Genomic DNA, 12519 nt, shown 5'->3' with positions numbered 1-12519 from the left:
GGGCCCGCCCGTCCGCGCTCAGGTCCAGAGCGTGGCGATGAAGATGTTGGCGACGGTCAGCCCGCCGACGGCCGCGAACGCCCCCTTGCCCACCTTCTCCTCGTCCCGCTTCACGTAGACGAGCGCCAGGATCACGATCAGGACGAGCAGCTTGACGCCGATCTTGACGTTGTTCACGGCCTGGTCGTCGGCCTGGTTGAGCCCGACCAGCGCGACGCCGGTCACGAGCATGGTGAGCGCACCGTGCAGCATGGCCGGCACGAAGCGCGCCGTGCCCGCCCCCATGGCCTTCATCTGGGTCAGGAAGCCGCCCAGCAGGGAGGCGATACCGATGATGTGCAGGGCCACGAAGACATTGATGAGTACGTCCATGCCCGCAGCCTACGGCGGCCATATCACCACTCTTCGGCCAGGTACGACTTCCTGATGAGTTGACCTCCGGTCTGCGCGGATTGCCGGACTCCGCTTGCTTTTTCCGGTCATCCTGCGGAAGCGAAACAGCACATGCAGGCAATTGCTGTCATTACGCCTCTTCCCCCTGCCCCGGGTTTAGCGTCCCTCCCAGGTGACCGACTCTGCACCGCCGCCCCGTACCGGACGGCACCCCGGTCACCCCGCCAGGAGATCCGGCGGCGGGCCACTCCCCCCTGTGGTGGCCCGCCGGCGGACCCCCGGCGGGCCCGCCGGCAACCCCCGGCGGGCAGTCGAACGGAAGGACGCAACCACCCCCGTGGCCGCGCATCGTAAAGCCGCTCACCGCAAGCCCAAGCAGAGTCTGTTCACCGGGTCTGCTGCCCGCACCGCCGCGACCCTCGCCCTGGCCGGGGCCGCCACCGCGACCGGCCTGGAGGGTGCCGCCCAGGCCGAGCCCCAGCTCACACCGGCCCAGGTGAAGTCCAAGGTCGACCGGCTGTACCACGAGGCCGAGGCCGCCACCGAGAAGTACAACGGCGCCAAGGAGACCACGGCCCGCTCGGAGAAGTCCCTGGACGCCCTGCGCGACGAGGCGGCCCGCAGGACGGACCGCCTCAACGCCGCGCGTGACCTCCTCGGCTCGTACGCCACCGCGCAGTACCGCAGCGCCGGGATCGACCCCGCCGTGCGGCTCGCCCTCTCCTCCGACCCGGACGAGTACCTGGAACGCGCCTCCTTCGAGGACCGGGCGGGCGACCGCCAGGCCGGTGCGGTCAACGGCGTACGCCGCCAGATCGGCGACCTCGCGCAGCTGCGCGCCCGCGCCGAGGACGAGCTCGAGGTCCTCGCCTCCCGCCGGGCCGAGCTGAAGAAGCAGAAGGACGCGGTCCGCACCAAGCTGGCCGACGCCCGGAAGCTGCTGGCCACCCTCACCGCCGCCCAGCGCGCCGACTACGAGCGCTCCGCCGACGCCGGGCACGGCGGCAGCGCCGTCCGCGCCGACCGGAGCACCCCGCGCGGCTCCGTGGCGGCGCCCAACGCCCGCGCCGCACAGGCCGTGGACTTCGCCTACGGGGCGCTCGGCAAGCCGTACGTCTGGGGGGCGACGGGCCCGTCCTCGTACGACTGCTCCGGGCTCACCCAGGCCGCCTGGCGGGCCGCGGGGGTCTCGCTGCCGCGCACGACGTACACACAGATCAATGCCGGGCAACGCGTCTCCCGCTCCGAACTGGCCCCCGGGGACCTGGTGTTCTTCTACTCCGGAGTCACTCACGTCGGGCTCTACATCGGCGGCGGCCAGATGATCCACGCCCCGCGTCCGGGCGCCCCTGTCCGGATCGCGCCGATCAGCGAAATGCCCTTCGCGGGAGCGACCCGCGTCGCCTAGGCTCCCCGTCCCATGGACAGAGGCATGGACAAGGACATCCAGAACTACGCGCGCACGCTGGCCCTCCGCTCCCCGGACCACTACCGGGTCGGACCGTTCACCGTGCGCCACAACCCGGGCTGGGAGCTGAAGTTCGCCAACTACGCCATCCCCGACCGGGACGCCGAACCCACCGCACGGGACGTCGCCGACCTGGTCGAGGCGTTCCGCGAGCACGACCGGCTGCCCCGCCTGGAGTTCCTGCCCTCCTGGGCGCCCGCCGTCGAACCGGCCCTGCTGGCAGCCGGTTTCACGGAGGAGAGCCGCGCCCCCGTCATGGCCTGCACCGCCGCCGGACTGCTCACACCGAAGCCGGTGGACGGGCTGCGGATCGCCGAACCGGTCACCGCCGACGAGTTCGCCGCGGCAGCGGCCGTCCAGCACACCGGCTTCGGCGGCGAGGGCGGCCCCGACGAGGGCGAGATCGCCTGGCTGCGCGCGGCGACGGCTGACGGAGGCGTCTGTGCCCTCGCCACCGTCGACGGCCTGCCCGCCGGCGCGGGCGGCTGCTCGCCCCCGGCCGAGGGCATCGGCGAACTGGCCGGGCTGGCCGTCGCCGGGTCCTTCCGGCGCCGGGGCGTCGGCGCGGCCCTCTCCGCCTGGCTGACCCGCACCGCCTTCGACCGCGGCTTCCACACCGTCTGGCTGGAGCCGGGCGGGCCCGACGTGGAGCGGGTCTACGCCGGGATCGGCTACCGCAGGACGGGCGAGAAGCTCAACATCTCGCTCGATCCCGTGTGACCGCGAAAGCCGTCCGCCCCCGCGGCGTCCGTCCCGGCGGCGTCCCTCCCCGCGGCGTCCGTCCCCGCGACCGCCGGGCCCCGACACCCGCCGCCGCACTCGCGCCGGGCACGGCGCCCGGACCGCTCGCCGGCCTCAGACCAGCCGTCGCGCCGTCGCCCAGCGGGTCAGCTCGTGCCGGTTGGACAGCTGGAGCTTGCGCAGCACGGCCGAGACGTGGGACTCGACCGTCTTCACCGAGATGAACAGCTGCTTGGCGATCTCCTTGTACGCGTATCCGCGGGCGATCAGGCGCAGCACCTCGCGCTCCCGCTGCGTCAGCCGGTCCAGGTCCTCGTCGACCGGCGGGGCGTCCGTGGAGGCGAAGGCGTCCAGGACGAATCCGGCCAGGCGCGGCGAGAAGACCGCGTCGCCGTCCTGCACCCGGAAGACGGAGTCGACCAGGTCGGTGCCGGTGATGGTCTTGGTGACGTAGCCGCGCGCGCCGCCGCGGATGACACCGATGACGTCCTCGGCGGCGTCGGAGACGGACAGCGCCAGGAAGCGCACCGGGTTCTCGACCGCGCCCATCATCGGCGCGCAGCGGCGCAGCACCTCGACACCACCACCCCCCGGGAGGTGGACGTCGAGGAGGACGACCTCGGGGCGGGTCGCGGTGATCACGGTGACCGCCTGGTCGACGTCGGCGGCCTCGCCGACGACCTCCACCCCGGTTTCCTCGGTGCGGCCGATCTCGGCCTGGACTCCGGTGCGGAACATCCGGTGGTCGTCGACGAGCACGACCCGTACCCGGCGCTCCGGCCCCCCGGCCGCTTCGGTGTTCTCGGTCATTCGCTCGCCCTCTCCATCTCCAGCTCGACCTCCGTGCCCCCACCGGGCACCGAACGCAGCCGCGCCGTACCGCCGTTGCGCTGCATCCGGCCGATGATCGATTCTCGTACGCCCATCCTGTCGCCCGGTACGGCGTCCAGGTCGAATCCCGGCCCCCGGTCCCGCACGGAGACGAAGACCGTGCGGCCCTCGACCTCCGCGAAGACCTGTACGGCGCCGCCCTCGCCACCGTACTTGGCGGCGTTCACCATCGCCTCGCGCGCGGCCTGCATCTGCGCCACCAGCTTGTCGTCCAGGGGGCAGTCGCCGACGACCACGACCTCCAGCGGCACCCCGTGCTTGTCCTCGACCTCGGCGGCGGCGCGCTTGACGGCCTCGGCGAGGCTCGTGGGTTCCTCGGCCTCCTCCTTGCCGGTGCCTTCCGGGTTGTACAGCCAGTTGCGCAGTTCGCGTTCCTGGGCCCGGGCGAGCCTGCGGACCTCGCCGCTGTCGTCCGCGTTGCGCTGGATCAGGGTGAGCGTGTGCAGGACCGAGTCGTGGACGTGCGCGGCGACCTCGGCCCGCTCCTGCGCCCTGATGCGCATCAGGCGCTCCTCGGAGAGGTCCTGGGTCATCCGGATGAGATAGGGCCCGGCGAGCAGCGCGATGCCCGTGAGCACCGCTATGGCCGCGGTCAGCGCGGTGCCGAGCTGGGCCGCCGAACCCCGCACCACCATGAAGGCGGCGAGACCGAGGCCGACCAGGGCGACGCCGGCCAGGCCCCGGGCGAGGTGCAGCACCCTGCGGCGGCGGCCGACCTCGATCCAGCGGGCGCGCCGCGCGTTGTCGGCCTGGCGCCACACGAGGACGGAGCCCGCGCCGATCAGCAGGGCGGGCCAGACGTAACGGTCCGCCTTGCTGCCCATGTCGACGTTGCCGACGAAGATCACGGCGCCGATGAGCAGCGCGACCAGGGCGAAGACCTGGCCCTTGTCCGGCTTGCGGAGTCTGCGCCGGCCGTCCGGTGCGGTCTCGAAGAGGGACCGCGGTGTCTCCACCCCGCCCACACCGAGCGGGACGACGATCCAGAACACGGCGTAGAGGAGCGCCCCGAGGCCGTCCGCGAAGAACAGTCCCAGGAAGACGAACCGGACCCATGCGACGGGCAGTCCCAGGTGTCCTGCGAGCCCGCGCGCGACGCCGCCGAGCATCCGCCCGTCGGCGCTGCGGTACAGCTTGCGCGGCGCGGGCTCCTCCGGCTCCGGGGCGTGGGAGCTCGGGGCTCGGGTCGTGGCTGCTGGCATGGACCGATCGTCACACGTTCCGGCGGGCCGTGGCATCAGGGTCTGCCCGGACTCGACCCTGAGGGCCCGGCCGCCGTACGGCGGGCCCCCAGGGGCAGGCGGGACGCAATATCAGGGAACGGCCAGGGTCGTCGCGGGTCCCACGAGGGCGTACGGGCCGTCACCATGGACCCATGACCGTTCCCCAGGACGCCTCTCCCGGCGTCACGCCGCCCCCCGAGCCGGCCCCGCGGCTGCGGCGCAGCCCGCGCCAGAAGGTGGTGGCCGGGGTCTGCGGCGGCCTCGGCCGGTACTGCGACGTGGACCCGGTGATCTTCCGGATCGTGCTCGGTGTCCTCGCGGTGACGGGCGGCATCGGCCTGATCTTCTACGGCTTCGCCTGGCTGCTGCTCCCCCTGGAGGGCGAGGAGGAGAACGAGGCACGCCGGCTGCTGTCGGGCCGGGTCGAGGGCGCGTCCCTGGTCGCCCTGCTGCTGGCGCTGGTGGGCTGCGGGCTGTTGCTGTCGATGCTGCACAACGGCGGGATGCTGGCCTTCGCCGCGATGCTGTCGCTGAGCGTCGTCGGCTTCTCGGTCTGGACGCAGCACCGCAGGACGGTGGCGCCCGAGGACGCCCCGGGCACCACGGCCTACGTACCGGGAGGCGCGCCGCACGGCGCCGGCCACGGGGCACCGCCCGAGGTGAAGGCGCCGCCCACTCCGGGCGGCCCGTCCTGGTGGCGGGACCCGATCGTCAAGGACGGCACGACGGGTCCGGCGGGCACGGGATATCTGTGGGGCCCGGCGAACGCCACGGCGGAGGCCGCGGAGATCAGCAGGAGCGGTGCGACGGCGGAGGCCCCCTACCGTCCTCCCTACCGTGCGCCGGGGACCCGCGGCCCCCGCTCGGTCGGTGGTCTCGTCTTCCTGCTCGCCCTGGTGGCGGGCGGCCTGGGCACGGGGCTGAGCTGGGAGACCCACGCACTGGGGGTCAGTCTGCAGTTCGGCTTCGCCTCGGCGCTCGCGGTCTTCGGCCTCGGCCTGCTGATCGCCTCCGTGCTCGGCAGGACCGGCTTCGGCACGGTACTGCTGGCCATGATCACGGCGGGTCTGCTGGCGGGCGCGTCCGTCGTGCCGGAGGACATCGGCACCGACTGGGTCCGCGAGGAGTGGCGTCCGGCCGGGATCGCCACCGTCCAGCCGGAGTACGAGCTGGGCACCGGGGACGCGAAGCTCGACCTCTCCCGGGTCACCGTCCCGAAGGACGGCACCCTGCGTACGCGCGTCGGGGTCGGGGCAGGCCGGGCCCGGGTCGTCGTACCGGCGGGGGCGACGGTGAAGGTGGACGCCGAGGTGGGTCTGGGCGACGTCCGGTTCCCCGCCGACCCGCGCACGGACGTGCGCATCGCCCCCGACCGCCACGTCCGGCGCACCCTCGCGCCGCCCCGGGGGAGTGAGCCCGCCGGCACGCTCGAACTGAGCGTGGAAGTCGGCGTCGGACAGCTGGAGGTCATCCGTGCTTCGTCATGAGTTCCGCCCCGGCCGGGCGGTCGCCGGCCTCGCCATGCTGGCCCTGGCCGGCGGTTACGCGGCCGATGCGGCGGGAGCCTGGGACGCTCCCTGGACGTTCTTCGTCCCGGTGTTCGCCGGCGGCCTGTGGCTCGCCGCCACGACGACGTGGGTGAGCTACCGGCTGCGCCGGCGCCGGGACGCGAGGAAGGCGTCGGCGGAGAACTCCGCCGCCCCCGCGAGCAGCAGCGGCAGCCAGGCCATGAGGTAGATCAGGTCGTTGCCGTAGTAGTACGGCTCGGTCTGCCAGCTCACGGTCAGCCACAGGCTCAGCGAGATCAGGGCGCCGCCGAGGGCCGCGAGCCGTGCCCACAGACCGGCCAGGGTGCCGAGTCCGACGAGGAGTTCCCCGATCGCGATGGCGTAGCCGAAGCCTTCGGGGCTCTTCAGGGCGAGGTCGACGAGGCCCGGGATCGCCGAGCTGTCGCGCACGGCGTTCATCATCTCGCCGATGGAGCCGGCTCCGCTCGCCGACAGGAACGCGCTGTCGGTCAGCTTGTCGAGACCCGCGTAGACGAAGGTGACGCCGAGGAAGAGGCGCAGGGGCAGGAGCGCGTACTGCCGTGCCCGGTCGCCGAGGCTTCTCGGCGCCTCCAGTCCGTAGTTTCCGCCACCGTACCCATGCATCACTGCCCCGCCTTCCGTCGGCCCTTCGAAGACCATACGTACGCCGGTTCGGGGCCGCTCACCAGGTGTGCGGTTCAGTCCGTGACGTCGATGAGGCAGGAGTTGGTCTCGACACCCGCGGCGGTGACGACCTGGACCTCCACGGTGCCGGGTTCGACCTCGACGGGCACGGGCACGGTGAGCACGGTGTCGGCCGGGTTGGCGAAGCCTCCGTTGACGGGGATGAGGGGGACGTGGACGTGCACCCTGCCGATCCTGACGACGACCCGGGCGAGCCGGTCGGGGCTGCCGGCCCCCGGCGGCACGAATCCGGCACCACGAATCTCGATGTCGTCGCCGGTACGGATCGGCGCGTCCAGGTCCCCGGCCTCCCTGGCCCGTACGACGGACAGGATGACCGGGCGGCCGCCCTCCGCGTACTTCCCGGCGAAGTACGTCGCCGCGGAGACGGCCACCAGGACCGCGAGGCCCCACGGCAGATCGGGCAACTGCTCGGGCCGGCGGGCCAGCCGGACCGCGGCGAACAGCACGGCGACCGCGCTGACCAGCACGTACTGCACATCGGTGAAGCTGCCGCGCCCCGAGTCGTCCGTCAGCAGGTCGGCCGCCCTGGGCCGGTCGGCGCGCAGCTTCTGCAGCCGCTGGGCCAGGACGCGTACGGTCACCACCCGGCGTACGAGGACGGCGACGGCGCACACCAGCGCGAGCACGCTCAGCACGCCTGCGGAGCGGACCAGGTCCAGGCCCTCGATCAGGGCGTCCCGGTCGGCGTGGGCGGACGCGCCCGCCAGTTGCAGCGCGAGGACCAGCACCGCGAAGACGGCGAGCAGCACCCAGGAGGCGGCGACGGTGCGCGAGGTGGAGAGCCTGTTGTCCTCCCCGATCAGCGGGGCGAGGAGGCCACCGCGGGCGCGGTGGACGCGGGCGGCGCCGGTCAGGAGACCGGCGGTGACGAGGCCGGCGACCAGGCCCGCCGTGCGGGCGGTGGACCAGCCGGCGCCGATCGCGGTGACGGCCTCACCGACGACCAGCAGGGCGACACCGCCCCAGACGATCACCAGGGTGCGCACCCAGAGCGTGTGGAGCCACGCGTCACCCGCCTCGCGGCTGTGCTCGGCGACCGCGCGGGCGGACTCGGTCAGCTCGTCCGACACCCACTGGCGGGACGCCGACGCGGACTGTGCGACCCCGGCGGGCAGCCCTCGGCCCGCGGCGAGTTCGTCCCGTCTGGTGAGGAAGGCCGCCACCGCGCGCCGGTGTCCTTCGCGTGCTCCGTGCGGGCAGTCACCGCACGTACAGCTGCCGCCGTGCGCACTCTTCGTACTGGCCTCGTCCAACGCCACGGGGAACGCCGCCCTTTCCCACCCTGATCGAACCAACTCGCCGCCTAATTCTGCGAATTGTGCCGTACGGGGCGGGCCCGCCCCGCATCGGGGCGGGCCAGGGGCGGGTGTCGCGGAGATGTGCGATTCCCAGGCGCCGTCGAGCGCGTCGCCCCGGCGCCGGCGACCGGGCTTCCCGGGCGGTGACGGTGCGTTTCGCAGGCGGTGACGACTGCCGTTCCCAGGCGCCGGGGACCGCTGTCCTCAGGCGCTGAGCACGAGGTAGGCGAGGCCGAGCGTCCCGCGGTATCCGCCGTAGTAGCCGCTGCGGCGCGCGTCCACGGCCTCGGTCACCCCGGCGTGCAGCCGGTGCCCCGGATTGGCCAGCGCCCAGCGCTCGCCGCGTCCGATGTTGGCGGCCGACTCGAAGAGGTCCCACTCGCGCTGGTCGGCGACGGTCACCTGGAGCGGCCTGAGCCCCGCGGCCTCCGCCTGCCGGATCAGCTCCAGGAGCGTGCCGAAGTCGCCGGGCTCCGCGCCCAGCCCCTCCAGCGCGGCCGGCGAGGGCTCACGCTCCCAGAAGCCGTCGCCGAACAGCACCCGGCCGCCGGGCCGCACCGCTGCCCGCAGGGCCTTCAGCGCGTCAGGGGTTCCGCCGGGCCAGGCATGCGAGGAACCGATGCAGACGGCGAGGTCGTAGGCGTCCTCCGTGTGTCCGGTGGCCGGGGTCTCGTGGAAGCGGACCCGGCCGGTGAGCCTTCGCTCCTCCGCCAGGCGCCGTCCTCGCGCGACGGCTTCCGGGTCGGTCTCGATGCCGTCCCCGGTGGATCGGGGTGCCGCTTCGACAAGCCGCAGGAGCAGTTCGCCCCAGCCGCTCCCGAAGTCGGCGATCCGGGCGCCGGGTTCGGGGGCGCAGGCCGTGATCAGCTGGGCTGCGTGCTCCTCGGACAGCGGGGTGTTCCAGGTGAGGCGGTCGTTCCCGGGGGCGGACATGAGCGCGCGGACTTCGTCGTCGGACATGGTGGGGCACCATTCCACGGAGGCCGGACCTCTTGCCACCGAATTAGCGGGGGCGTCGCCTGTGGATCGCGGTGAGATCGATGTCGAGGGGAAAAGGCACGTCGAGCTTCAGGGTGTTGTGGTAGATCCCTGTCGCCGTGTACGCCTTGAGAGCCGGATCGAGCTCGTACACATAGACGACGGGCAGACCGTCGGCGCCCTGCTCCACCCGCCAGAAGTGCACGACCCCGGCGGCTGCGTATTTCCGTGGCTTGGCGTCCCTGTCCCTGACCGCGGACTCCTCCGACACGACCTCCACAGCCAGAAGGACGTCTTCCGGCCGCAGACAGGTCTCCTTCGGGCCTGTGTCCGCGTCCAGCGGAACCACGAGCACGTCCGGTTCGGGCCGGTTGCGAGCGTCCAGCTTGACGCTGAACTCACGGAAGACATCGAGTTCGTCCGGTGCCTGGTCAAGAAGACAGGTCTCCAGCAGACGCATGGTCCGCATGTGAAACCTGGTCTGCGGACTCATGAAGACGAGACTCCCGTCGATCAGCTCGGTGTGCCGCGGCAGGTCCGGAAGCCGATCGAGATCCTCCGCCACCCATCCCTGGGGCGGGGGCACCGGATAGTGGTAGTGCTCGGTCGCTTCGTCGTCGGGTGCGGCACTCATGGTTGCTCCCATGGGGCTGAGTCTCGTCTCCTCGGTCAGCGTACCCAGTGGATACGACGATGCCGCCGCCCAAACGAATGAGCGACGGCATCGGCATTGACCTCAGGGGGCGGGGGTCACTCCCACTCGATCGTCCCCGGCGGCTTGCTCGTCACGTCGAGCACGACACGGTTGACGTCGGCGACCTCGTTGGTGATGCGGGTCGAGATCTTCGCCAGCGTCTCGTACGGCAGGCGCGACCAGTCGGCCGTCATGGCGTCCTCGGAGGAGACCGGGCGCAGCACGATCGGGTGGCCGTAGGTGCGGCCGTCACCCTGCACGCCGACGCTGCGGACGTCCGCGAGCAGGACCACGGGGCACTGCCAGATGTCGCGGTCCAGGCCGGCGGCGGTCAGCTCCTCGCGGGCGATGGCGTCGGCCTCGCGCAGCAGGTCGAGCCGCTCCTTGGTGACGTCGCCGACGATACGGATCCCGAGGCCCGGGCCGGGGAACGGCTGGCGCTGGACGATCTCCTCCGGCAGGCCGAGCTCCTGGCCGACCATCCGGACCTCGTCCTTGAACAGCTGGCGCAGCGGCTCGACGAGCTCGAACTCGATGTCGTCGGGGAGCCCGCCCACGTTGTGGTGGGACTTGATGTTGGCGGTGCCGGTGCCGCCACCGGATTCGACGACGTCCGGGTAGAGGGTGCCCTGGACCAGGAAGGCGACCTCGGGGCCGTCCTCCTGGAGGATCTCCAGCTGGGCCTGCTCGAAGACGCGGATGAACTCGCGGCCGATGATCTTCCGCTTCTGCTCCGGGTCGGACACACCGGCCAAGGCGTCGAGGAAGCGCTTCTCCGCGTCGACGACCTTCAGCTTCGCGCCGGTCGCGGCGACGAAGTCCTTCTCGACCTGCTCGGTCTCGCCCTTGCGCATCAGGCCGTGGTCGACGTACACACAGGTCAGCTGGGAGCCGATGGCCTTCTGCACGAGGGCAGCGGCCACCGCGGAGTCCACGCCGCCGGAGAGGCCGCAGATGGCGCGCTTGTCGCCGACCTGCTCGCGGATCAGGGCGATCTGCTCCTCGACGACGTTGGTCGTCGTCCAGGTCGGCTCGATGCCCGCGCCCCGGTAGAGGAAGTGCTCCAGGACCTGCTGGCCATGCGTCGAGTGCATGACCTCAGGGTGGTACTGGACGCCGTACAGCTTCTTCTCGTCGTTCTCGAAGGCGGCGACCGGTACGACGTCCGTGGACGCGGTGACGGTGAAGCCCTCGGGGGCGGCGGAGCAGGCGTCGCCGTGCGACATCCAGACCGCCTGCTCGGCGGGGGTGCCCTCGAAGAGGGTGGAGCCGGTCCGGGAGACGGTGAGCGGGGTGCGGCCGTACTCGCGTGCGCCGTTGTCGTCGACCGTGCCGCCGAGAGTGGTGGCCATCAGCTGGAAGCCGTAGCACATGCCGAAGACCGGGACCCCGGCCTCGAAGAGCGAACGGTCGATGCTGGGCGCGCCCTCCGCGTACACCGACGAGGGACCGCCGGAGAGGATGATCGCCCGGGGGTTCTTGGCCAGCATCTCGGCCACCGGCATCGTGGACGGGACGATCTCGCTGTAGACCCGGGCCTCACGGACGCGGCGGGCGATGAGCTGGGCGTACTGGGCGCCGAAGTCGACGACGAGGACCACGTCGGTGGTGATGTCGGCGGCGGCGGGGGGTGCTGCTGGCACGAGGCGGCCTTCCGGCGGTGGAGAGGGGGTCGGTCCTCCCAATTCTACCGGCCGTGGAGTGACGCCCCGCCGGACTGCCGTCTCACCATCCGGGCCCGGCGTGGACCCGGGCCCGGGACGAGGTCCATACTGGCCCCATGCGTCAGCACACGATCTTCGTCTTTACCTATGGCATCCGGTCCGCCGGCTGCCATGGTCGTGCTGCTTGAGCAACTGACGAGCAACTTTCCAGGCGCCCCGGACCGACAGGTCCGGGGCGTTCTGCGTTCCGGGCCTGTGGCTCCGGGGCCCACAGCCCCCGGGAGACATCGGATGAACAGCACCGCACCCACCAGGACCGCCGCCGAGCTGACGGGCGCGCACACCGACGAGGCCGCGTCCCTGATCGGGGACGCCCGCGCGCGCATCGACGCCCTGGACGACCGGATCATCGGTCTCGTCCAGGAACGGATGGCCGTCTCGGCGGTCATCCAGGAGGCGAGGATCACGTCCGGGGGCCGCCGGGTGAACCTCTCCCGGGAGATGGACGTCCTCGGCCACTACAGCGAGGCGCTGGGCAAGCCGGGCACGGCGCTCGCGATGACGCTGCTGGAGCTGTCACGCGGCCGGGTGTGACGCCTGGAAGGGCTGTACGGCCGCACCCGCGTTCGGGCCCGGTCTCACCCGTACGGCGCGTGACCGGGCCGCCGGAGGCTTCGTTGGTCCCTGTGTCCGTGCCAGCCAGGGGCGGAAGCATCGGTAGGAATCCACGCGTGGCTCCGCCGGGACGTGTGGCGTACCGCTGGTACGCCGTGGGACCACGTTCCGGCGCGTGTGACCGGTCGGCAGGGGACAGCAGCCCGGTCACCCATGTGCGGCCGGCCCCGGGGACGCCCGGGACCGGCCGCCCTCGGACTTCTCTCCGGTACGGCGGCCTCCGTACCGTGACTCTCTCTCCAGGGCCGCATTCCGTA

13 protein-coding genes are annotated in these 12519 nt (G+C 72.3%); 5 read left to right on the top strand and 8 right to left on the bottom strand.

Going from position 1 to position 12519, the window contains the following annotated elements; genetic code table 11:
• Positions 1-18 precede the first annotated feature (18 nt).
• The gene (locus ACFYQ6_RS10335) at positions 19-372 is read right to left on the bottom strand and encodes a hypothetical protein (RefSeq protein ID WP_361584331.1); all 354 of its coding nucleotides are present in this window, start codon (positions 370-372) and stop codon (positions 19-21) included.
• Positions 373-730: 358 nt separating this feature from the next.
• On the opposite strand from ACFYQ6_RS10335, the gene ACFYQ6_RS10330 reads away from it, so the two are divergent.
• Together ACFYQ6_RS10330 and ACFYQ6_RS10325 are read left to right on the top strand one after the other, a co-directional pair.
• Positions 731-1801, top strand: coding sequence for an NlpC/P60 family protein (locus tag ACFYQ6_RS10330; protein WP_388762337.1), 1071 nt, complete (start codon positions 731-733; stop codon positions 1799-1801).
• A gap of 24 nt (positions 1802-1825) precedes the next feature.
• Entirely contained in the window at positions 1826-2581 is a 756-nt protein-coding gene (locus tag ACFYQ6_RS10325; protein ID WP_361584478.1) for a GNAT family N-acetyltransferase, read from the top strand.
• Positions 2582-2716: 135 nt separating this feature from the next.
• Here the strand turns inward: ACFYQ6_RS10325 and ACFYQ6_RS10320 are convergent, their stop codons facing one another.
• Both ACFYQ6_RS10320 and ACFYQ6_RS10315 read right to left on the bottom strand, forming a co-directional pair.
• Positions 2717-3412 (bottom strand): response regulator transcription factor, encoded by a 696-nt coding sequence (locus tag ACFYQ6_RS10320; RefSeq protein ID WP_361584335.1) that lies wholly within the window; start codon positions 3410-3412, stop codon positions 2717-2719.
• A complete protein-coding gene (locus ACFYQ6_RS10315; RefSeq protein ID WP_361584337.1) occupies positions 3409-4695 on the bottom strand; it encodes a PspC domain-containing protein in 1287 nt (428 codons plus the stop codon). Before ACFYQ6_RS10315 ends, ACFYQ6_RS10320 begins: the two co-directional genes overlap by 4 nt.
• A 173-nt stretch (positions 4696-4868) precedes the next feature.
• On the opposite strand from ACFYQ6_RS10315, the gene ACFYQ6_RS10310 reads away from it, so the two are divergent.
• Together ACFYQ6_RS10310 and ACFYQ6_RS10305 are read left to right on the top strand one after the other, a co-directional pair.
• On the top strand, positions 4869-6203 hold the full coding sequence (locus ACFYQ6_RS10310; RefSeq protein ID WP_361584339.1) for a PspC domain-containing protein: 1335 nt from the start codon (positions 4869-4871) through the stop codon (positions 6201-6203).
• On the top strand, positions 6190-6453 hold the full coding sequence (locus ACFYQ6_RS10305; RefSeq protein ID WP_361584341.1) for a hypothetical protein: 264 nt from the start codon (positions 6190-6192) through the stop codon (positions 6451-6453). The genes ACFYQ6_RS10310 and ACFYQ6_RS10305 overlap by 14 nt, the downstream gene beginning before the upstream one ends.
• Here ACFYQ6_RS10305 and ACFYQ6_RS10300 read toward each other — a convergent pair.
• From ACFYQ6_RS10300 to guaA, 5 genes are all read right to left on the bottom strand, one after another.
• Positions 6360-6869, bottom strand: a complete 510-nt coding sequence (locus ACFYQ6_RS10300; protein ID WP_361584343.1) for a DoxX family protein — start codon at positions 6867-6869, stop codon at positions 6360-6362. The two genes, ACFYQ6_RS10305 and ACFYQ6_RS10300, sit on opposite strands and share 94 nt — an antisense overlap.
• 74 nt (positions 6870-6943) lie before the next feature.
• Positions 6944-8212: a hypothetical protein gene (locus ACFYQ6_RS10295; protein WP_361584345.1), complete on the bottom strand. Its 1269-nt coding sequence runs from the start codon at positions 8210-8212 to the stop codon at positions 6944-6946.
• A gap of 243 nt (positions 8213-8455) precedes the next feature.
• Entirely contained in the window at positions 8456-9211 is a 756-nt protein-coding gene (locus ACFYQ6_RS10290; protein WP_361584347.1) for a class I SAM-dependent methyltransferase, read from the bottom strand.
• 43 nt (positions 9212-9254) lie between these two features.
• Positions 9255-9863 (bottom strand): Uma2 family endonuclease, encoded by a 609-nt coding sequence (locus tag ACFYQ6_RS10285; protein WP_361584350.1) that lies wholly within the window; start codon positions 9861-9863, stop codon positions 9255-9257.
• Positions 9864-9979: 116 nt separating this feature from the next.
• Positions 9980-11566, bottom strand: a complete 1587-nt coding sequence (guaA, locus tag ACFYQ6_RS10280; RefSeq protein WP_361584353.1) for a glutamine-hydrolyzing GMP synthase — start codon at positions 11564-11566, stop codon at positions 9980-9982.
• A 312-nt stretch (positions 11567-11878) separates the two neighbouring features.
• On the opposite strand from guaA, the gene ACFYQ6_RS10275 reads away from it, so the two are divergent.
• Positions 11879-12181: a chorismate mutase gene (locus tag ACFYQ6_RS10275; RefSeq protein WP_356737418.1), complete on the top strand. Its 303-nt coding sequence runs from the start codon at positions 11879-11881 to the stop codon at positions 12179-12181.
• Positions 12182-12519: the final 338 nt, after the last annotated feature.

The sequence above is a fragment of the Streptomyces sp. NPDC005494 genome, from assembly GCF_042872025.1.
In the GTDB taxonomy this organism is placed as follows: domain Bacteria; phylum Actinomycetota; class Actinomycetes; order Streptomycetales; family Streptomycetaceae; genus Streptomyces.
The sequence above is the reverse complement of the archived record's forward strand: the minus strand, read 5'-3'. Positions and strand labels throughout refer to the sequence as shown.

Coding starts and splice junctions, on each gene's coding strand:
- ACFYQ6_RS10335 (WP_361584331.1), bottom strand. CDS start 372: ATGGACGTACTCATCAATGTCTTCGTGGCCCTGCACATCATCGGTATC.
- ACFYQ6_RS10325 (WP_361584478.1), top strand. CDS start 1,826: ATGGACAAGGACATCCAGAACTACGCGCGCACGCTGGCCCTCCGCTCC.
- ACFYQ6_RS10320 (WP_361584335.1), bottom strand. CDS start 3,412: ATGACCGAGAACACCGAAGCGGCCGGGGGGCCGGAGCGCCGGGTACGG.
- ACFYQ6_RS10315 (WP_361584337.1), bottom strand. CDS start 4,695: ATGCCAGCAGCCACGACCCGAGCCCCGAGCTCCCACGCCCCGGAGCCG.
- ACFYQ6_RS10310 (WP_361584339.1), top strand. CDS start 4,869: ATGACCGTTCCCCAGGACGCCTCTCCCGGCGTCACGCCGCCCCCCGAG.
- ACFYQ6_RS10300 (WP_361584343.1), bottom strand. CDS start 6,869: ATGCATGGGTACGGTGGCGGAAACTACGGACTGGAGGCGCCGAGAAGC.
- ACFYQ6_RS10290 (WP_361584347.1), bottom strand. CDS start 9,211: ATGTCCGACGACGAAGTCCGCGCGCTCATGTCCGCCCCCGGGAACGAC.
- ACFYQ6_RS10285 (WP_361584350.1), bottom strand. CDS start 9,863: ATGAGTGCCGCACCCGACGACGAAGCGACCGAGCACTACCACTATCCG.
- ACFYQ6_RS10275 (WP_356737418.1), top strand. CDS start 11,879: ATGAACAGCACCGCACCCACCAGGACCGCCGCCGAGCTGACGGGCGCG.